The sequence below is a fragment of the Rhizobium sp. NPDC092011 genome (genome assembly GCF_044756305.1).
Taxonomy (GTDB): Bacteria; Pseudomonadota; Alphaproteobacteria; order Rhizobiales; family Rhizobiaceae; genus Rhizobium.
Genome location: NZ_JBIVSO010000001.1, coordinates 652,475 through 673,342 on the forward strand (window position 1 = coordinate 652,475; position 20,868 = coordinate 673,342).

The following is a 20,868-nucleotide window of genomic DNA, read 5'->3' on the forward strand; positions in this document are numbered from 1 at the left end:
AATAAAAAAAGATCGGTCACATCGAGGCTTCCCTCGCCGACATCCGTTGGCTTTCAGAACCTCAACAGCAGCATGCATGCCGCAGCTGTGGAGCAGATCGGAAGCTGGATCCTGCAGGGTCGTTTGCTCCCCGGCGAGGTGCTTCCGAATGCCGATGATTCCAGAGATACGCTCGGGATCAGCCGATCCGTGCTGCGCGAGGCAATCAAGGTTCTGGCGGGCAAAGGGCTTGTCGAATCCCGGCCGAAGACCGGCACGCGCGTCCGTCCGCGATCGGATTGGAATTTCCTCGACCCGGATGTGCTGTCCTGGCGCTATTCCGGCGCGGTGAACCACGAAGACGTCAAGGCATTGTTCGAATTGCGGCGCGCGATCGAGCCGATGTCAGCGGCATTGGCAGCACAACGTGCAACGCCCGCACAGCTCGCTGAACTCAACAATGCGCTTGCCGAAATGGAAGCCTTCGGCGACGACGGCGAACGTTTTGCCGAACCCGATCTGATCTTCCACCAGACGATCCTGCGGATGACCGGTAACGAGCTGATTGGCTCGCTTGCCGCCCTCATCCAAACCGCCCTGGTGATGAGCTTTCGCCTTTCCAACGACAATCCGACGGGACAGCGTCCGTCACTACCGTTGCATCGCAAGGTTGCCGAAAGGATCGCGGCGGGGGATGGACAGGGCGCTCAACAGGCGCTGCTGGTTCTCCTCGATCACGCAGAAGACGATGTCAGGCGCGCCGTCGAAAATCGCAATCAACGCCGCAAATCACAGGAGCCGAAGTCATGAGCCAACCCAAGCGCAGGTTGCGCTCTTCCGCGTGGTTTGGCGGGGACGGGAAAAACGCCTTCATGCATCGCAGCTGGATGAAGAACCAGGGCCTGCCCGACCACGTTTTCGACGGCCGCCCTGTTATCGGCATCTGCAATACATGGTCGGAGCTGACCCCCTGCAACGCCCATCTTCGCGGCATAGCGGAACATGTGAAGCGCGGTGTTTACGAGGCCGGCGGCTTTCCTTTGGAGTTCCCCGTGATGTCGCTCGGCGAAAGCAATATGCGCCCGACGGCAATGCTCTTTCGCAACCTGGCCAGCATGGATGTGGAGGAATCGATCCGCAGCAACCCGATCGACGGCGTCATCCTTCTTGCCGGCTGCGACAAGACCACGCCCGCGCTCCTGATGGGAGCCGCCTCGGCCAACCTGCCGTCGATCGTCGTATCCGGCGGGCCGATGCTGAATGGTAAATTCCGCGGGCAGGATATCGGTTCCGGTACGCATGTTTGGAAGTTCGCGGAGGATGTCAAAGCCGGCCGGATGGCGGTCAGCGACTTCCTGTCCGCGGAACAGGGCCAGAGCCGCTCCGCCGGCAGCTGCATGACGATGGGCACAGCTTCCACCATGGCCAGCATGGTCGAAGCGCTCGGGATCGGCATGCCAGACAATGCCGCCATCCCGGCCGTCGATGCGCGCCGTGGCGTTCTCGCCCACATGGCCGGCCGGCGTATCGTCGAACTGGTCAATCAGGACATCAAGGTCTCCGACATTCTCACGAAGACAGCTTTCGAAAACGCGATCCGCGTCAATGGCGCAATCGGCGGCTCCACCAACGCGGTGCTTCATCTGATCGCCATTGCCCGACGCGTCGGCGTCGAGCTCAGTCTCGACGATTGGGATAGGCTCGGACGCGGCGTTCCAACGATCGTCGATCTGATGCCCTCGGGCCGTTTTCTGATGGAGGATTTCTATTACGCAGGCGGTCTTACGACCGTCATGGCGGCGCTCGATGAGGCCGGCCTCCTGGATCGCAACGCAATGACGGTAAGCGGCAGGACGGTGGGCGACATCATCGAGAATGCACCGAATTACAACGAAGAGGTCATCCGGCCAGTCGATAACCCGCTCACCAAGGAAGGCGGCATTGCCGTACTGCGCGGCAATCTTGCGCCGAGCGGCGCCGTGATCAAACCGTCGGCCGCGACGGAGAGCCTGATGCAGCATCGTGGTAAGGCTGTGGTCTTCGAGAATATCGAGCATTATTATGAACGTATCGACGACCCCGACCTCGATATCGACGCAAGCTCGGTCATGGTGCTGAAAAACTGTGGCCCGCGCGGCTATCCGGGCATGGCAGAAGTTGGCAATATGCCGCTGCCGGCGAAGCTCCTAAAGCAGGGCGTCTCCGACATGGTGCGCATTTCCGACGCCCGAATGAGCGGCACTGCCTACGGCACGGTCGTTCTCCATGTCGCTCCGGAAGCCGCCGCAGGCGGCGTTCTGGCCCTGGTCCGGGACGGCGACATGATCGAACTCGACGTTGCGGGCCGCAGGCTGGAACTGATGGTATCGGATGCGGAACTGGCCGAGAGACGAGCAGAATGGCAACCGCCGGAACCACCGCGGGGCGGCTATCAAAGCCTCTATGTCGAACGGGTCACCCAGGCCGATGCAGGTTGCGATTTCGATTTCCTCGTGGGGCGCCGCGACGCCGGTATTCCCCGCCACTCCCACTAGACGGTTTAGATGATGAACAGCCAAGCAAATAATTTCGCTGTATATCCCAGCCTCAGAGGACGAAGCGTCTTCATCACGGGCGGCGGTAGCGGCATCGGCGAGAGCCTCGTGCGACATTTCTGCGCCCAGGGCAGCCGCGTCGCTTTCGTCGACATCGCCGAAGAGCCTTCCCGGCAGCTCGTAGCAGCCATAGCCGCAGAAGGTGCGGAGCCGCCGCTTTTTATTCCCTGCGATCTGCGCGACATCGAGGCACTGCGCGCGGCACTTGAGGCCGCCGTTGCCCGAAACGGGCCGATCCAGGTCCTTTGCAACAATGCCGGTAGTGATGATCGCCATCAGACAGAGGATGTGACTGTTGCTTATTGGGACGACCGGATGGCCGTCAACCTGCGTCATCAGTTCTTCGCCGCACAGGCCGCAAGGCCCTATATGAAGGCGCTGGGCGGTGGCTCCATCATCAATTTCGGCTCGATCACCTGGATGGTGGGCGACCCCGACTGTCCCGCCTATGTTACCAGCAAGGCCGCGGTCTATGGGATGACCCGGGCGCTTGCCCGCGAACTCGGGCCTGAGCGCATCCGCGTCAACTGCATGGTCCCCGGCTGGGTGATGACCGAGCGGCAGATGCGTCTCTGGCTGACGCCCGCCGGCGAAAAGCAGATCGAAGAACGCCAGTGCCTGCCGGACCGGCTTCAACCTTCAGACATCGCTCGCATGGCGCTTTTTCTTGCAGCCGATGACAGCGCCATGTGCACAAGCCAGCAGTTCATCGTCGACGGTGGCTGGGTATGACAAATCAACTTACGACAGGGAAAGGTGCAACCATGCGTCTCGTTCAATTCAAAACGCCTGAGGGCGAGCGCAAGGTCGGTCGCGTCTCGACCGATGGCAATCACCTTCATCCGCTCAAGGACACGCGTTCCGTTCGCGAACTTGCCGAAGCGGCAATCGCGCGCGGCGCTCCAATCGCCACGCTGGTCAACGAGCGCGCGACGGCGGAATTGGTGGATTACGACCGCCTGCTTCGCGAAAACCTCGTACTTTCGCCGCTCGATCACGAAGAGCCCAGCCGTTTCCTCGTGACCGGCACGGGGCTCACCCACACCGGCAGCGCCAATGCGCGCGACAAGATGCACGTGCTCACCCATGGCGAAGGCGCCGCGGAATCCGACTCGCTCAAGATCTTCCGTATGGGTCTCGAAGGTGGGAAACCGGCCGGTGGCCCGCCGGGCGTACAGCCCGAATGGTTCTTCAAGGGCGTAGGCACCTGCGTCGTCGCGCCGGGCGCAGCCCTGCCGATGCCGGCCTTCGCGCTTGCCGGCGCCGAAGAGGCCGAAATCGTCGGTCTCTATGTCGTCGGACCGGATGGTAGCCCCTTCCGGATCGGCTATGCGCTTGGAAATGAATATTCGGACCATGTCACCGAAGCAGAAAACTACCTGTACCTCGCTCATTCCAAACTGCGCTCCTGCTCGATTGGGCCGGAGCTGCTGGTCGGCGATCTGCCCGACGAGGTTCGCGGGCTTTCCCGCATCCGCCGCGACGGAAAGGTGATCTGGGAAGAGGAATTCCTGTCCGGAGAGGCCCACATGTCTCACTCCATCGCCAATCTCGAACATTATCACTTCCGCTACCCCATGCATCGCAGGCCGGGAGACCTGCATGCTTATTTCTTCGGTGCGGCGGTGATGAGCTATGCCTTCGGCGTCCAGACCGGTCCGGGGGATGAATACGAAATCGAAGCGGACGTATTCGGCAAGCCGCTTCGCAACCGGGTGGAACTGGCGCCCGACGAAGGGCTGGTGACCGTCACGCAGCTATAGCCGAAACCTGCGCCGATCACATTGACAACACCAACAATAAAGGGAACGGAAATGGGATTGAAAAAACTTCTGACAGCCATGGCAACCGCCGGCTTCGTCGTGTCGATGATGGCATCATCGGCACTTGCTGAAAACCTTCGCGTACTGGCCTGGGACGGCTATGCCGACAAGGACTGGGTCAAGGAATTCACCGCATCGACGGGCATCGGCGTCGATGTAGTCTTCATCGGCAGCGATGACGAAGCCTGGGCCAAAATCAAGGGCAGCGAAGGCAAGGACTTCGACGTCTTCGCCGTCAATACGGCCCAGCTGCAGCGCTACATAGCTGCCGATCTCGTTACGCCGATCGATACCGCCAACCTGCCGAACCAGAAGGATGTGCTGCCGCGCTTCCGCGATCTGACCGCGATCCGCGGCGATACCAAGGACGGCAAGGTCTATGGGATTCCCTTCTGCTTCGACTCGATCGGCCTCATCTATGATACCGACAAGGTCAAGCCGGCACCGACCTCCATGTCGGTGCTGTGGGATCCGGCCTATCGTGGCAAGGTTCTCGCTTACGACAACGGCGAACATAACGTCTCCTTCACTGCGCTGACGCTCGGCTACAAGGATCCCTTCCACCTGAGCGACGATCAGATCGCCGCGGTGAAGGCCAAGCTGATCGACTTCAAGCACAACGTACTGAGCTTCTACACGACAGCCGATGAAGCCCAGCAGATCTACAAGAACAACGATGTCGCCCTTATCTGGGCGAACTATGGCCAGCAGCAGATGAAAGCGCTCAAGGACGCAGGCGCTCATGTTGCCTATGTCAATCCAAGCGAAGGCGCGCTTGCCTGGCTCGACAACTGGGTGATCTCCAAGGGCGTGCATGACAAGGCAGCCGCGGAGAAATGGATCAACTTCATGATCTCCAAGACCGTAAGCTCCCAGCTGTCCGAGCGTACGGGCTTCGGCAATACCGTCACGGAAACCGCGAGCGCCCACGGTAACGACAAGCTGATCTGGCTTGACAATGTCGAAGATCCGCTGAAGCGTTCGGATCTGTGGAACGAGATCAAGGCCACGCCCTGATCCCCATGTCGGATTTGCGTCAATGCGGCGGTCCGATCGATTTCGGACCGCTTCCGAACCATATCGAGTGAAAAAATGACCCAATCGCTGGACCTGCTTAGCCTGCAGTCCGTCTCGAAGTCCTATGGCGCGGTGCCGGTACTTCACGAAATCGATCTCTCTATTCGGGATGGCGAATTTCTGACCGTCCTCGGCCCTTCCGGCTCCGGCAAGACGACGGTGCTGCGCCTCATCGGCGGCCTTGAATCCGTCACATCGGGGCGGATCGTCCTTGACGGTCAGGACATCAGCCGGATGCCGATCAACCGCCGGCCGTTCAATACCGTCTTTCAGGATTATGCGCTTTTCCCGCATATGTCGGTCGCTGCCAATGTCGGCTACGGCCTCTCCATTCGCCACAGGCCCCGTCAGGAAATCAGGCAACGCGTCGGCGAAGCCCTTGATCTCGTCCAACTCGGCAAACTCGCCGACCGGTACCCGGCACAGCTGTCCGGCGGCCAGCGCCAGCGCGTGGCGTTGGCCCGCGCCCTGATCTGCCAGCCGCGCCTTGTCCTGCTGGACGAGCCGCTTGCAGCGCTCGATCTGGAGCTACGTCGCCAGATGCAGGAATTCCTGAAATCGATCCAGCGCGAGGTCAAGACGACCTTCCTGTTCGTCACACACGACCAGGAAGAGGCCATCGGCATGGCCGACCGCATCTGCGTCATGCAATCGGGCCGCATTCGCCAGCTCGGCACGCCGCATGACCTATACTATCGCCCCAGCTGCAAATTCGTCGCCAAGTTCTTCGGCGAGAACAATCTGGTTTCCGGCAGACTGGCCGAAAGCGACGGAAGCACGCGCGCCATCGACACCGGGCTTGGCCGCCTCCATTGCTCTATCGAGGGCCAGCCGGACTTGCGGTCCGCACCGAACGGAACCGCGGCCTTTGCTGTCTTTCGGCCTGAAGCGCTGCGCGCCGCCGAAGCAGGGGATGATCTCAATCGCTTCTCCGGCTCCGTCGAGGAACTCGCCTTCGCTGGATCCTCGACGGTTGCCCATATCAGTTCGAGCGGAGAGCGCCTGCGTCTTCGCCAGCCGAGCCGCATAACAGGAAGCACGCTGCGACCGGGTGAAGCAATGGACCTATCCTTTGCGCCTGCTGATTCCTATCTGGTGCTATCATGAACCAACGTGGCGCCGGCTATTCCATCCTCGTGACGCTGCTCGCATTTGCGATACCCGTCCTCTTCATTCTATTGCCGCTGATCCTTTTCCTTGGTTACAGCTTCCTGAGCGTCGATCACGGCACCATCAATTACAGTGTCACCTTCACCAATTACGCCCGCTTCCTTACCGATCCGGTATTCCTGCCAGTCTTCTGGAGTACCTGTATCCTCTGTCTATCGGTGGCGGTCATCTGCGTGGCTCTCGGCTATCCCGCCGCCTATTTTCTGACGACGCTTCAGGGAAGATGGCGCTACATCATGCTGATGCTGATGCTGGTGCCATTGCTGATGAGTTACGTGATCAAGATATATGCCATCCGCAGCATCCTCGGCCAGAATGGCGTTCTCAACTCGATGCTGATCGGTTTGGGCATCCTCGATCAACCTTCCACGCTCTTCGTCTTCAACATGAATGCGATACTGCTGACGTTGACGCTTCTGCTCATTCCCTTTGCGATTCTGCCGATCTTCCTCACACTTGAGCGCATTCCGCAGGTCCTGTTGCGTGCCTCCGATGATCTCGGCGCCAGCCGGTTCCAGACATTCCTGCGCATCACCCTGCCGCTGAGCCTTCCCGGGGTCACGTCTGCAGCGAGCTTCGTCTTCGTTCTGGCGATCGGCGACTTTCTGACGCCTCAGATGGTCGGCGGCGTCAGCGGCTTCACCTTCGGGCGCATCCTCTACAGTCAGTTCGGCACGGCTTACAACTGGCCCTTCGGCGCAGCGCTTTCCGTCGTATTGGCGGTGGTGGTGATCGCGGCGATCCTGCTCGGAGAACAGGCCGGCCGGCAGCGGGGGCTATCACGATGAACGGCCGCAGCCACCTTCCCACGATCTTGCTGGCGGCAATCACCGCTCTCGTCGCGATCCTGCTCTATAGCCCGCTTTTCGTTCCCATCCTGTCCTCGTTTTTCGATCTCAATCACGGCCAGGTCGACTGGTCCCAGCCAACACTGTCGGCCTACAAGGCACTGGCGGAAAACAGCGATATTCTGGCCGCTTTGAGGGCCACGCTGATCGTCGGCATCTGCACGGTCGTGCTGTCCGTCGTGTCAGGCACGCTTCTGGCTCTCTATTACCATGGTCGGCATGCCGGTCGCGGAGCGCTTCAATTCATCATTTTCCTCCCCTTCCTGATGCCGCCTGTCATCAGCGGTCTGGCGCTGCTGATTTTCTTCCGGGAGATCAATTTCGATCGTTCGCTGGTAACGGTCATTATCGGACACACCGTCTTCGTGCTCGCCATCGTCTACCGGACGATCCTGACACGCCTGCAGTCGATGAGCCGCACGCTCGTCGAAGCCTCCTATGACCTGGGAGCCAACGGCTGGCAGACTTTCTGGCGCGTGATCCTGCCAAACCTATCGAGCGCGATGGCCGGCGGCGCCGTCCTTGCCTTTGCTCTTTCCTTCGACGAGACGATGATCACGATCCTTGTCACGGGGACGGAGAGCACGCTGCCGGTGCGGCTCTGGGCAATGATGCGATTGGGTTTTTCTCCCGATATCAATGCCCTGGTCGCGCTGATTTTGTTGTTCGCAGTGCTTCTATGCATGCTGACGGCAAGACTTCTCATCCCGCGACAGATGGCACGGTTTCACGCCTAGACCACCGGCCTGGATCATCGGCGAACGTGCTGAAACGTACCTTGGAAAATGCCGCGACATCGGCGTCGCGGCATTCCTTGATGTGAAACATCGACCTATTTCATGGTCGAATCGAGCAAATCCCTCGCAAGATCGAGGTCCATGCCATCGGGATCCTTCAGGTGGAATTCGTCATACCAACTCTGGTCCGCTTCAGGATGCGGCCCCACAAGACCCACACGGCCGTTGCCGAAACTGTAGACAGCGGCCGCAATATCGTGATTGGGGTAAACTGCTAGAACCGTCGCGCCGTTTTTGGGTAGAACGGTTCCATCTTGAAAATAGACCCAGCGCTTCTTGCCCCGCCAAATGACGGGTGTCACCGTATCGTCCTCATTCTTCACGAGAGAGCCGGGACGTCCGACATAAGATTCTGGCGAGCCGGCTATCAGCTCAAATCCAGGCGACCCCGCGAGATAGGCGCCCATGCAATGGCCAAGATAGCGGCCACCTCTGCGCACGAAATCCCGCACAGCCCCTATGGAGTCCTTGCCGATGCTCTTGGCCGCAGCCACCGCATCATTGCCCCCGCCTGGCTGAACATAAAGTGCAGCCCGGGAAAGGATGTCCGCGCTGATCGGCTTATCTTTCGGGCCGACGTACTCCACGCGAAATTTGTAGCGCGATCCTGCCAGGACCTTGGCCATTGCTTCCGAGCAACCGTCACAACCGGCCGGTCCACGATATATCAAGGCGAGCGGGCGTTGTTTGCCCGACTCCGCATCGGCCTGCTGCGACCAGCAAGGTTGCAAGCCGAACAGCAGAAACGTCGCGGAAATAAGGGTCATTGCGAAAGGGCGTAAGTAGCGCATTTCAATGTCACCTCGTTGTTCCAATTTCAATGTCGGCCCACGCTGCTTCGACGCGTCTCGCTCTATTCGTGTGCTGAGTGGAACAATGGGATGCTCGCGTCGCTGCGGGTGTACCAATGTCGGAATGTGAGGATCACCTTGCCGATCTCCGCGATCGGGTTGGTCCCAAGCGATTCACGCCAAGATTATTCTGGCTGCTATTCCGAAATAGCGGCGCCACAGCGCTTGGCGGACCTGCTCAATAGGCGGCCGGGCAGAATGATCCAACCCGAGCCGTCGATTGCTTAGAGCCAGCGTCTACACGCAAAAAGATCGATGGGGAGATGGTTGACCGCGGGCGCACTAAACACGCGTCTGAATTCGAATATGCCGGGCATTGCCAACATCGCTTTGCCAATCTGAAGGTCGCTCACTTGTCGCCCTCCTTTTGGGCTTGGAGACACTGGCAGAAGGCCGCCAGAGATCGAGGAAGTATCAAATCGATCGCTCGCAGCTTCAAGGCCAACGGCTTGGTGGTCAATAGGTATTCGGGTTGTTCGGTCTATTTGGTCTATTCGGCGAGTTCGGGCGGTTCGAAGTATCCCATACATCCCTGTCGTAGTAAGGCCGATGCCACCGTGGCCTATAGCTGTCATCGTCACGCCAGTGCCTACGATAGTCACCGGTGTCGTCACACGAACTGATCGATACCGCCGTAAAAACCATCGCGGCTATGACTTTCCAATTCATCGTCATCGAAAAAGGCTCCTTCACTCACGCTGTACGCGAGGAACCTGATGACGGCACATTACGCGGGCATTACCGTCAGAATTCATGAGAATGAATCTGTCAGAGAGCCTCAGGACCGGCCCGGCGTGATATGACACTTGACGGGCTGACGACGGACAAGTTCGCCGATCGCGCCCGTCATCCCTGCTTCTCTTTTGATTATTTCTGCGCCGCACCCAACCGCTGTTCGACGATGGCCAACCAATAGCTGACGCCGTGGATGATCGCATCATCGTTGAAGTCGTATGCTGGGTTGTGCAGATCGGCGCTGTCGCCGTTGCCGAGCCAGATGAAGGCGCCCGGCCGCTTTTCCAACATATAGGAGAAGTCTTCCGAACCCATGGTCGGCGGGTAGTTGTCGTCGACATGCGCATCGCCCGCGACGCTCCGGGCGGCTGCAACCGCAACCTTGGTTTTTTCCGCATCGTTCACGGTGACGGGGTAACCGGGGCGCCAGTCGATTTCAGCTTCCGCCGAAAACGCCTTGGCCGTCATGGTAACCACCTCGCGGAAACGAGTTTCCACTGCCTTCCGCGTTTTCGGCTGCATAGTGCGGATCGTGCCGCCAATCTGCACCGCGGCCGGGATGACGTTCAACGCCTTGTCGTTGCCGCCGTTGACATAGGTAATCGAGACCACGACCGGATCGAAAGGATCGATGAAACGCGAGGCGATGGACTGAAGCGCGGTGATCATGTGAGCCATGACGACAACGGGGTCGTGGCTCAGATGCGGCGACGCGGCATGCCCGCCCTTGCCGTTGATCGTAATGACGAAGCGGTCGCCGCCGGCCATGAGGGGGCCGCTGCGGGTCGCAAAGGAACCGACGGCAAGCCCCGGTTCGTTGTGCATGCCGTAGACCTCTTCGATGCCGAAGCGCTCGAGCACGCCTTCCTCGATCATGACGCGGCCACCGCCGCCGCCTTCTTCGGCCGGCTGAAAGATCAACACCACCTTGCCGGCGAAATCGCGGTTGCCGGCAAGATGCTTGGCGGTCGCAAGCAGCATGGCGGTATGGCCGTCATGCCCGCACGCATGCATCATGTTCGGCACTTTAGAGGCGTGCGGCAGGTTGGTCTGCTCCGACATCGGCAGGGCGTCCATGTCACAGCGAAGGGCAATCGTCCTGCCGCTGCCGAGCTTACCGTTGATCACAGCGACGACGCCTGATTTCGCGAGGCCCGTGACCACTTCATCACAACCGAAAGCCTTCAGTTTCTCGATAACGAGAGCCGATGTCTTCGGCAGGTCAAAGAGAAGCTCGGGATGCTGGTGAATGGTCCGGCGCCAACCTTTTGCCTCTTCGGCAAGGTCGGCAAGGGTGGGATCGAAGGTCATGGGAATTTACTCTTGCAAGGTCTGATGGGAGCAGCGAACGATCGTAATCCGGATCGGACAGGTTTCAGGAAAAAAGCTTGTAGTCACTTTACAGCCGTTCGGAAATATCGACGACCGAACCGGCCTCAACGATCGCGTCACGATGGATAACGAAAGCATCATCGCAGATATGATGAATGAGGCCAAGATCGTGGTCGGTGACGCAAATTACAAAGTTCGCGCCATGGGCCGCTCGGGAGACGATGTTTCAAACAATGGAACCCACTCGCAAGAGAGGCGAGTGGGTCCGCGGTCGACAGAAACGTTGTCGGAAGGCAGAAGCGGGCTACTCCTTAGAATTCTTCCCACTCGTTCTTCGCATCAAGAGCGGCATTGCCGTTGAAGGCGGTGGCGAGCTTCCGGTTGAGAGCTCGGGCGGGAGATGTGCGAGCGGTATCGTTCGCTCTCGCCGTCCGCACCGAACCGGCCGCAGCTGCGCCTTCAAGCCGGAACTGTGTGACAAGCTCCCGCAGTCGCACGGCTTCGCCCGCAAGCGTATTGGATGCCGCATTGGATTCTTCGACCATGGCCGCGTTCTGCTGGGTCGTTTGATCCATCGCATTGACGGCCGTATTGACTTCGGCGAGGCCGACCGATTGCTCCTTGGCCGAGGTGGCGATCGATTCCATATGCTTGTTGATCTCGACGATAAAGCCGCTGATGGTCTTCAAGGCCGAACCTGCATCCCTCACCAGCTTGACGCCACCCTCGACTTCCGTGGAGGAATTCTGGATCAGCCCCTTGATCTCCTTGGCCGCCTGAGCAGAGCGCTGGGCGAGTTCGCGAACTTCCTGTGCCACCACGGCAAAACCCTTACCGGCTTCCCCAGCGCGCGCAGCCTCGACACCGGCATTGAGCGCCAGCAGATTCGTCTGGAAGGCGATCTCATCGATGACACCGATGATGTTGGAAATCTGCTGCGAGCTTTCCTCGATCTTGCGCATGGCCTCCTCGGCGTGGGAGACGACTTCGGCAGATTCGGCAGCGGCGCGATTGGCACGGCCGGCGACATCCTTGGCTTCTTCCGTACGCTTGCTCGAATTGGCGACATTTACAGTGATCTCGTCGAGCGCCGCCGCAGTTTCCTCAAGCGAGGCTGCCTGCTGCTCGGTGCGCTTGGACAGATTGTCCGTTCCCGAGGCAATCTCACGCGTGCCGGTGTCCATCGTCGAAATCGAGTTCGAGATTTCGGAAAGCGTGGAGCCAAGCTGGGCCACGGACCGGTTGAAGTCGTGACGCAGCGCTTCGAAGTCCTGAGCAAAGGCCTCATTGAGCTGAAAGGCTAGATCGCCACCCGCCAGGCGCTTCAAGCCGACAGCAAGCCCGGAGGTTGCGACCCGCAGCCGCTCCGCGGCATCTGCCTCCGCCTTCTCCTGCATGGCAATGCGCTCGACTTCCGCGCGCTTGCGGCCTTCCTCGGCCTCGCGCTCCAACCGGCGGTTGGCGATGGCGCCCTGGCGGAAGACTTCGAGCGCCTTGCCCATGTCGCCGATCTCGTCATTGTTCCTGGCAAGGCCGATGTCGAGATCAAGCTGCCCTTCGGCCACCTGCTTCATGGAATGACCAAGCTTGTTCATGCCCCCGATAATGCGCTTGAATGTCACGAGGCCGATGATCATCAACATCAAGGCAAGCGCCGACATCGCAGCGATGGTCAGCATCCAATAGAAGGAAGCGCTGGCATTCGCCTGATCAACTGCTCCCTGGGTTCGGTCTTCGAGCTTCACGAAGAAGGCATCGACCGGCTTCATGATGTCGGCTTTGAACCTATGGTATTCTGGGGAATCGAGCATGGCAGCAGCTTTTGCCTTGGCCTGTGGCCCCAAGGTAGCTGCATTGTCCACCAGGCCCATCGCCTCGGTTTCCATCTTCACCAGCGCATCCGAGCGCTTGCCCGCTTCGGCAAGAAGCGCGAACTCGTCATCGGTGAAACCTGCTTGCTTCATCAGATCCTGAAGCGAAACGGCCGGTCCGTCCGGGCGCGGCTTGGGATCGCCGCCAGCTACGAAGTCCCAGTAGATCCGGTTATAGTCCTGCGGGCGCGGGCGCGTTCCGTTGCGGATCTCGATGACGGCGTTGTACTGGCTTTTGAACGAGGGATCGCCGGTTTCCGCATAGGTTCGAGCCATGCGGGTCAAATCGTCGGAGGATCGGCGAAAATTCTCGGCCAGAAGGTAGGATTTGTATTTCTGATCATAGGCGCTGGCGACTTCTCCGACGGCGCCGGCATAACCCCAGAGGCTGCCGATCAACCCTGTAATCGCGACACCGGCGGCCGCGGCGAGAACGATAAACTGCGTCTTTATTCTCATGGTCGAAATGTCCTGGGTGTGCATCTCTGTTGCCGCGCCGAAGTCATTTCTGACGTCAAGAAGTCATGCCACACATTTATGTCTATTCAGCCCGACGACATCGCCGGAATGTTTGCGAGAGTTGCTTAGTTTGGTTAGCGAATTGATAATGTTGGCAATCTTCTCCGCGTAAAAACGTTTTTTACTCGCTTATGCGGAAGATCAGCTTCACCCACCCAACACAGCTTCACGCTCCACAGCTTGCGTTGCATGATCTGGCCGCATTGTATTTGGCCCGATGCAATTTTTGCTTGTCAGAGAATATGCGAGCCAAGCATCTGGTGTACCTCGTGCAATGGCATTCCGGGCTTGTCGCCAGCTGCGGTCATCATGCCCCGGCCATTTCTGCCACCGCCTTCGCGCAGCATTCTCATCGCATCAATGACCCTTTCAAAGTCACCACCGTCTTCGGGATAGGATGGGGACGCTTGGCCAGCGATGACGCCGCTACGAAGCATCTGAACCTTGTAAACATAGCGCGGCTCGTCGATGCTCCAGTGTTCCATACCCTTCGAAACCCTGTACCAAGTGCCGGCGGGATGCGGCTCGCTTGCCGGTACGTCTATATAACTTATTGGAAAATAAACTTTTAGCATCACCGGTTCCCCCATTTGCGGTGCTGTGTAACGTGCATTTAGATGCCGTCTGCAAAGAACCCGCCTCCCCCAAACGGGTGAGGCGCAGGAAGATGTCGCTGAATCAGCGGGCATCGCGACGCGGGTGCAACGGCAAGCTCTATTTCTCGTGGTGCTTGGCTCCATATGTCGCAGGCCGAGCTTTCGGGGTGCTGGTTGTCAATTCGGTCTGGATCTCGGGTAGAAAAAAGCTAAGGCCGCAGTGGTCGCGCATGCGATCAAGACAAGATCCAGTCTCTGGACCACGCCCGCCAGAAGAAGCCCTGCCCCCAGCAAGTTGTAGTAGAACAGGCTAAGGATCGCGCCGGCGGTGCCGAGACGATCGGCATAGGCCTTCAGCGCCTGCGAAAGGATGTTCGGAATTGCGATCGCATAGGCGCCGGCGATCACCGCCATCCCGAGCAGAATGGCAGGCCCCCTTGCAAACAGCATGACGAGCATGGCGCCGGCAGCCAACAGGAGAATACCGAAACGCGTGAGCTTCTCCACGCTCCACCCACGCCGCAGCAGCCGGGAATTCGCAACGGCAGCGATCACGGAAGCTGCCGCCAGCACAATGCCGCTGCGACCGAAATCGATCCACGATCCTTCCAGTCCAGCAAATAGAAAGGGGCCGAGTTGATAGTAGCCGAAAATCGCAAGGTTGAAGACCGAAACCAACATGGCGCAGCGCCAGATCGCCCCGTCAAGCAGCATCCGCCGGAGCGTCGATCGGAAGGGGACCACCGCGATTGATGCCGGCAATGTTTCCGGCCAGAGAATACAGCTTGCGGTGAGCAATGCTGCTGCAAGCAGCCCAAGCGCCGCAAAGACCCCTTCATGCCCGGTCGTGACCGCGATCTCTTCGCCCGCGAGCATGCCGACCGCGGGGCTTATCGCCAACGCCATTCCGAGAAGCGAGAAGACGCGGCCTAGGCTTTCACCGCTATAACTATCGCGCAATGCCGTTTGCGTGACAATCGACCCGACCGCTGCGCCGAAAGCCGACAGGAGCCGCGCTCCGAGCAAATGAATGAAGTCAGGCGCGATCAGCGCCCAGCCCGCACCAAGCGCGTAGAGGGTCAAGCCGGCGAGTAATGCCGGCCTACGTCCCCATAGATCGCAAAGCCTTCCCCAAACCACGACGCCAAGGGCAAAGCCGATGAACCAGAGCGACAAGGTCTGCCCGGCATCTTCCGGCCCGACCTGGTAACGGTTCGCGATCAGCGGGAGGGCCGGACTATAGATCGTTTCGACGATCTGGGGAAAGCTGAGCAACAGGATGATAAGCATAAGCGGCGGACGAGAAGACATGGGCGTTCCAAAGATGAGAGACGATTTCTCACCTTCTAGCCACAGGTCGGCATGTCGGTTACAAATAAAAGGACAAAAAACATTGGAAATCGGACAATGCCTTGGATCGCTCCTGACGCCCTCTTTGATCCCGACGAGATGGCCGAGCCAATCACCGGCATTGCATCACGGCTTGTGCAACATGATTCCCTCCTTCATCGGCACGACAGGGGCCAGTTGCTGTTTGCTTATGCGGGGTCGATCAGAATCACGATGCCGAGGCTGATCTCGATGCTGCCGCCGATCCGGCTGATGTGGATTCCGCCGGGGATCGAACACCGCGTACAAATTCAAGGCGAGGTCGAATATCGCTCGATCTATCTTGATCCCGCACGGATCGAGCCGATTGCGCCTGAACCAGCCATCCTGTCGATGACGCCGCTTCTGCGAGAGGTCTTCGAGCGGATCAGCCACGAACCTTTCGATACTGACTGGTCGCAGGGAGCCGCACACAATCTGTTTGCCGTCTGCCTGGATGAGCTACGCGCCGCGCGGCACGAGCCTATGCTTCTGCCGGTGCCGACCGATCCTCGATTGGCCCGGCTCGATCTGGAGCAGCTGCCCCCAGAGCTTGAGGTGCTCTCCCTGCGGCTCGCCGTGAGTGCCCGTACGCTCACCCGTATTTTCCGTCGTGAGACGGGCATGAGCTATCAGGCCTGGCGTCAGAACTGGCGCCTCCTGCACGCGGTAGACCTTCTGGCGTCGGGTCAGAGCGTCACATCGGTCGCCTTCGAGCTGGACTTCGCAAGCGATAGCGCATTCATCGCATTCTTTCGCCAGATGACCGGACAGACGCCGCGCCGCTACATCCTGCAGCAATAAAAGTCACCGGGCCCGAGAAAGACTTGATCTCCTACGCATCAGCCCGAAAATCGACATCGATTTTCGGGCTGATGCGTAGATTCAAAAAAAGATAGAGCGTCTTTAGGCTTCCGAAGGGAAGCACACACACTAGGCCAGGCCTTCAGCGACGGCGTAGGTCGCAAGCACGTCCTGAATGCTGTTTTCCGTCGGAAGCAAAGCGCGCGCTGTTATGGAATCGAGGTGATGCGCCATGAGCGCGGCCGCCTCATCGGTCTTGCCGGCAATCAACTTGTCCAGCAGCTCGCGATGCTCGGACACGGCGCACTCCGAAGAGTGGGGGCGGCCGTAAAGGGCAAGGATCAGAGAGCTTCTGGCAACCAGCTCGTTCACGTAGCGAATAAGGCTGGCATTGTTGGTCATCTGCGCGAGAAGTGTATGGAATTCGCCGGCGAGACGGATCGATGCAGCATGCTCGGTCCTGGCCGCTTCCTCGCCGGCAATATGCGCAGACAGAGTGTCGATCTGCTCTCGCGTCAGGTTTCCCGAAAGCGTTTCGACAACAAGTCGTTCCAACGCCATCCGCGTGAGAAAGAGGTTCCGCCCTTCCTCCAGGCTCGGTCGGGCAACGGCAGCCCCCTTATTCGGACGCAGCTCCACGAGCCCCTCCTGGCTCAAGCGAACCAGCGCTTCGCGAACCAGCGTGCGGCTGACACCCAAGCGCTCGCCAATCGAATCCTCAGGCAGTTTTGACCCCGGCGGCAGTGCTTGGTCGATAATCGCGCGCTTCAATGCGCGATGAACGGCCTGAGAGCGGCCACCACCTGCATCGCTCGTCTTCTTCGCCATTCCTGGCTCCTACTGTTCAATCGATTTGACCCATCGAATTGCATACGAAGATCGTATGTGTCCAGCCATTTATTGCCTTGAAACGCTGAAGTGTCTGCCCGCAGAGGCGACTTGCGAGATCACTATTTGCGTCATTGGGCCAAAAGATGCTTTACCGAACACAAAATGCATGCATTAATAGCCATAGATTGCATACAATAATAGAATTCAAAAATTGGGAACAATCACATGCTTGCCTTCGTCATCAAACGAATGCTCGGCCTTGTGCCAGTGATCCTGGTTGTCTCGATCGTCGTCTTCCTGCTGCTGCGGCTCAGCCCTGGCGACCCGGCGGTCGTGATTGCCGGCGACAATGCGGACGCTGCCACGATCGAGCGCATCCGCACGACGCTCGGGCTCGATCAGCCTCTGACAAGCCAGTTCATCATATGGATCGGCTCGCTCCTGCATGGCGATCTGGGCACATCGATCTTCTCGAACATCCCGGTCACACAACTCATTCTCCAGCGCCTCGAACCGACCGCGTCTCTTGCTTTGACGACACTCGTTTTCTCGATCGTGATCGCGATTCCGCTCGGAACGATTGCCGGCGCTACCGCGGGTAGCTGGCTCGACCGGATTTTGATGCTCGTCTCCGTCCTTGGTTTCTCCATTCCGGTCTTCGTGCTGGGCTATTGCCTGATCTACGTGTTCTCGCTGCACCTGCATCTCCTGCCGGTCCAAGGCTTCTCGAGCATTCGCGGGGGTGTCCTCCCCTTCCTGTCCAGCATCGCGCTGCCGACGATGACATTGGGGCTTGCCTATCTCGTTCTCATCGCACGCATCACGCGGGCAAGCGTTCTCGAGATGATGGGCGAAGACTTTATCCGCACCGCCCGGGCCAAGGGTGTCAAGGAACGCATCGTGGTGACGAGGCACGCCTTGCGCAACTCCGCCATCCCGATCCTGACCGTCATCGGCATCGGGGTCGCGCTCCTGATCAGCGGCGTCGTGGTGATCGAAACGGTATTCAACATTCCCGGCGTCGGGCGCCTCGTGGTCGATGCGATCCTGAAGCGGGATTACCCGGTGATCCAGGGCGTGATCCTGATGTTCTCAGGCGTCTATGTCCTGATCAACCTGATCATTGACATTGCCTATGCGTTCCTCGATCCAAGGGTGCGGTACTGATGAATTCCTCGGCTTCTCTTTCCGCTGCGCCGACCTCGACAAAGCGTTCGCTGCCACCATTCTTGCGCCATCCGTCCGTTCTTGTCGGCGGTCTACTCATCATGGCGATCGCCCTCGCAGCGATCTTCGCTCCCTATCTCGGCACGGTCGATCCTGGCCGCATTGCCCCGGGCATGCGTTTGAAACCGCCATCGGAACTTGCCTGGTTCGGCACCGACCTGTTCGGCCGCGACGTTTACAGCCGCGCCATCTACGGCGCGCGCAGCTCCATGCTGATCGGGCTCTGCGTCGCAACGGCAGCACTGGTTGTCGGCGTCACGATCGGTCTGGTCGGAGGCTATTTTCGTTGGGTCGATGCCGTGGTCATGCGCATCATGGACGGCCTGATGGCGATCCCGACATTCCTGCTGGCGATCGCGCTCGTCTCGCTCACCCGCGCCAGCATCGCAACTGTCGTCGTCGCACTCACCGTTCCCGAAATCCCGCGCGTCGTTCGGCTTGTGCGCAGCGTCGTGCTGACCGTGCGTGAGGAGCCTTATGTCGAAGCGGCGATCTCCGTCGGAACATCCACACCGGCAATCCTCTTCCGCCATCTGCTTCCCAGCACCTACGCACCTCTGATGGTGCTTGGCACTTACATCTGCGCGTCCGCGATTCTCATCGAAGCCGGCCTCAGCTTCCTAGGGACCGGCCTGCCGCCTGAAATTCCCAGCTGGGGCAACATGATTTCGGAGGGGCGCACCTTTTTCCAGGTCGCACCGCGCCTTGTCTTCCTGCCGAGCCTTTTCCTGGCTCTGACCGTACTTGGGATCAATCTGCTCGGGGATGGCTTACGCGATGCCCTCGACCCTCGAATTGCAAAGGGGATGTGAGGAATGCTGATGAAAACGGCCACTCCTGTCATTGAGGTCCAGGGCCTCGCCATCCCTCTTCCCGGTGGAGGCGATCGTGGCTTTGCGGTCGATCATATCTCGCTTTCTGTCGCGCCAGGTGAAATCGTCTGCGTGGTGGGCGAATCCGGCTCCGGCAAATCGGTCACTGCCCAATCCATCATGGGCTTGCTGCCGAAAGTATTCCCAAAGCCCGCTGGCCATATCCTGTTTGAAGGAAAGGATATCACCAAGGCGAGCCCTGGCGAGATGCGGGATCTGCGCGGCCGCGGCATCGGCATGATCTTCCAGGAGCCGATGACAGCATTGAACCCTGTGCAAGCGGTCGGCAAACAGATCGACGAGGTCTTGCGAACCCATCTCTCCCTGTCGCGCAAGGAGCGCTTCGACAAGGTTGTCGCCGCCATGGCGGAAGTTCGCCTGCCCGATCCTGAAAAGCTCTATCATGCCTTCCCGCATCAACTCTCCGGCGGCCAGCGCCAGCGTGTCCTCATTGCAGCGGCATTGATTCTTCAGCCGAAACTGCTGATTGCCGACGAGCCGACGACGGCGCTTGATGTCACGACCCAGGCGCAGATCCTGCTGCAAATTCGCGAGCTGCAGCGTGAGCGTGGCATGGGCGTCCTGTTCATCACCCATGACATCGGCGTCGTGCGCGAGATTGCCGATCGCGTCGTCGTGATGAGAGCCGGCAAGATGATCGAGCAAGGTACCGTCGATCAGGTGCTCAATGCGCCCACGTCGGATTATACGCGTATGCTGATCGCCTCGGTCCCAACTCTGGAGCCGAAGCGAAGCGGCCACGTCGTCACCGGCGCGGTCGCGCTCGAGGTCAACGCGCTGACGAAGACCTACCATAGCGGCGGCCTGTTCCGCGACCGCCGCACCGTCCATGCCCTGCGGGAAGCCTCGCTCTCCGTGAGGCGCGGAGAGACGCTCGGCATTATCGGCGAATCCGGCTCCGGCAAGTCCACACTCGCCCGCTGCGTCATGCAACTGATCGCACCATCATCCGGCGGCATCGACCTGCCGGGCAGCAAGGACGGCCGGACGTTGCGGCAGCGCATGCAGATGGTCTTTCAGGATCCTTACAGATCGCTCAACCCGCGCCGCACGGTCGGACAATCGATCATCGAAGGACCGATGAATTTCGGCCAAAGCAAGAACGAGGCTTTGGAACGAGCCCGTGAGCTGATGCAGCTCGTTGGGCTGGAGCCCCATGCCGTCGATCGTTTCCCGCATCAGTTTTCCGGCGGCCAACGGCAACGCATCTCGATTGCGCGGGCGCTGGCGATGGAGCCCGACATTCTGGTGGCGGACGAGGCCGTATCCGCCCTCGACGTCTCGGTTCAGGCGCAGGTCCTGCGCTTGATCGACGATATCCAGAAGCGCTTCGACCTGGCCATTCTTTTCATCACGCACGACCTGCGCGTCGCAGCGCAGATCTGTGATCGGCTGATCGTCATGCACCGTGGGGAAATCGTCGAGCAGGGGGCCGTATCCACCGTCTTCGCCGCCCCGTCCCACCGATATACGCGCGAACTGCTCGCCTCGATACCCGGCCGGGCGGAGCAGAAGCTTCCGGCGTGAGGAAATGCCATGAATAAGAAGGGGAA

18 protein-coding genes are annotated in these 20,868 nt (G+C 59.5%); 12 read left to right on the forward strand and 6 right to left on the reverse strand.

The features are described from left to right. The first annotated feature begins 72 nt into the window (after positions 1-72). The 8 genes from ACIQJ2_RS03200 (at position 73) to ACIQJ2_RS03235 (ending at position 8,228) form a co-directional block, all read left to right on the forward strand. Positions 73-789 (forward strand): FadR/GntR family transcriptional regulator, encoded by a 717-nt coding sequence (locus tag ACIQJ2_RS03200; protein ID WP_400665783.1) that lies wholly within the window; start codon positions 73-75, stop codon positions 787-789. Next, positions 786-2,513, forward strand: coding sequence for an IlvD/Edd family dehydratase (locus tag ACIQJ2_RS03205; RefSeq protein WP_400665781.1), 1,728 nt, complete (start codon positions 786-788; stop codon positions 2,511-2,513). The genes ACIQJ2_RS03200 and ACIQJ2_RS03205 overlap by 4 nt, the downstream gene beginning before the upstream one ends. 9 nt (positions 2,514-2,522) lie before the next feature. Then, a complete protein-coding gene (locus tag ACIQJ2_RS03210) occupies positions 2,523-3,305 on the forward strand; it encodes an SDR family NAD(P)-dependent oxidoreductase (RefSeq protein ID WP_400665779.1) in 783 nt (260 codons plus the stop codon). Between the two features lie 32 nt (positions 3,306-3,337). After that, positions 3,338-4,336 (forward strand): AraD1 family protein, encoded by a 999-nt coding sequence (araD1, locus tag ACIQJ2_RS03215; protein WP_400665777.1) that lies wholly within the window; start codon positions 3,338-3,340, stop codon positions 4,334-4,336. A 51-nt stretch (positions 4,337-4,387) separates the two neighbouring features. Next, positions 4,388-5,413, forward strand: coding sequence for an ABC transporter substrate-binding protein (locus ACIQJ2_RS03220; RefSeq protein ID WP_199149299.1), 1,026 nt, complete (start codon positions 4,388-4,390; stop codon positions 5,411-5,413). A 75-nt stretch (positions 5,414-5,488) separates the two neighbouring features. Further along, the gene (locus tag ACIQJ2_RS03225; protein ID WP_400665775.1) at positions 5,489-6,580 is read left to right on the forward strand and encodes an ABC transporter ATP-binding protein; all 1,092 of its coding nucleotides are present in this window, start codon (positions 5,489-5,491) and stop codon (positions 6,578-6,580) included. After that, complete coding sequence (locus ACIQJ2_RS03230) at positions 6,577-7,431, forward strand: ABC transporter permease (RefSeq protein ID WP_400665773.1); 855 nt, start codon at positions 6,577-6,579, stop codon at positions 7,429-7,431. Before ACIQJ2_RS03225 ends, ACIQJ2_RS03230 begins: the two co-directional genes overlap by 4 nt. Further along, the gene (locus ACIQJ2_RS03235; protein WP_400665771.1) at positions 7,428-8,228 is read left to right on the forward strand and encodes an ABC transporter permease; all 801 of its coding nucleotides are present in this window, start codon (positions 7,428-7,430) and stop codon (positions 8,226-8,228) included. Before ACIQJ2_RS03230 ends, ACIQJ2_RS03235 begins: the two co-directional genes overlap by 4 nt. A 95-nt stretch (positions 8,229-8,323) precedes the next feature. Here ACIQJ2_RS03235 and ACIQJ2_RS03240 read toward each other — a convergent pair whose 3' ends face one another. The 5 genes from ACIQJ2_RS03240 to ACIQJ2_RS03260 all read right to left on the reverse strand — a co-directional run bounded on the left by ACIQJ2_RS03240 (position 8,324) and on the right by ACIQJ2_RS03260 (position 15,503). Next, a complete protein-coding gene (locus ACIQJ2_RS03240; RefSeq protein WP_400665769.1) occupies positions 8,324-9,109 on the reverse strand; it encodes a BPL-N domain-containing protein in 786 nt (261 codons plus the stop codon). 897 nt (positions 9,110-10,006) lie between these two features. Continuing rightward, positions 10,007-11,185, reverse strand: coding sequence for a M20 aminoacylase family protein (locus tag ACIQJ2_RS03245; RefSeq protein ID WP_400665767.1), 1,179 nt, complete (start codon positions 11,183-11,185; stop codon positions 10,007-10,009). 332 nt (positions 11,186-11,517) lie between these two features. Beyond that, a complete protein-coding gene (locus ACIQJ2_RS03250) occupies positions 11,518-13,536 on the reverse strand; it encodes a methyl-accepting chemotaxis protein (protein ID WP_400665765.1) in 2,019 nt (672 codons plus the stop codon). A gap of 293 nt (positions 13,537-13,829) precedes the next feature. Then, positions 13,830-14,171, reverse strand: coding sequence for a hypothetical protein (locus ACIQJ2_RS03255; protein WP_400665763.1), 342 nt, complete (start codon positions 14,169-14,171; stop codon positions 13,830-13,832). Between the two features lie 198 nt (positions 14,172-14,369). Beyond that, positions 14,370-15,503 (reverse strand): MFS transporter, encoded by a 1,134-nt coding sequence (locus ACIQJ2_RS03260; protein WP_400665761.1) that lies wholly within the window; start codon positions 15,501-15,503, stop codon positions 14,370-14,372. Between the two features lie 138 nt (positions 15,504-15,641). On the opposite strand from ACIQJ2_RS03260, the gene ACIQJ2_RS03265 reads away from it, so the two are divergent. Next, positions 15,642-16,364, forward strand: coding sequence for an AraC family transcriptional regulator (locus ACIQJ2_RS03265; protein WP_400746483.1), 723 nt, complete (start codon positions 15,642-15,644; stop codon positions 16,362-16,364). A 129-nt stretch (positions 16,365-16,493) separates the two neighbouring features. On the opposite strand, the gene ACIQJ2_RS03270 is transcribed toward ACIQJ2_RS03265, so the two are convergent. Next, a complete protein-coding gene (locus ACIQJ2_RS03270; protein WP_199149290.1) occupies positions 16,494-17,192 on the reverse strand; it encodes a GntR family transcriptional regulator in 699 nt (232 codons plus the stop codon). A 228-nt stretch (positions 17,193-17,420) separates the two neighbouring features. On the opposite strand from ACIQJ2_RS03270, the gene ACIQJ2_RS03275 reads away from it, so the two are divergent. From ACIQJ2_RS03275 to ACIQJ2_RS03285, 3 genes are read left to right on the forward strand one after another with little or no spacing between them, the layout of a single operon-like run. Next, entirely contained in the window at positions 17,421-18,362 is a 942-nt protein-coding gene (locus tag ACIQJ2_RS03275; RefSeq protein WP_400665757.1) for an ABC transporter permease, read from the forward strand. Further along, positions 18,362-19,234: an ABC transporter permease gene (locus tag ACIQJ2_RS03280; protein ID WP_400665755.1), complete on the forward strand. Its 873-nt coding sequence runs from the start codon at positions 18,362-18,364 to the stop codon at positions 19,232-19,234. Before ACIQJ2_RS03275 ends, ACIQJ2_RS03280 begins: the two co-directional genes overlap by 1 nt. Before the next feature lie 3 nt (positions 19,235-19,237). Next, positions 19,238-20,842: an ABC transporter ATP-binding protein gene (locus ACIQJ2_RS03285; protein WP_400665753.1), complete on the forward strand. Its 1,605-nt coding sequence runs from the start codon at positions 19,238-19,240 to the stop codon at positions 20,840-20,842. The last annotated feature ends 26 nt before the right edge of the window (positions 20,843-20,868 follow it).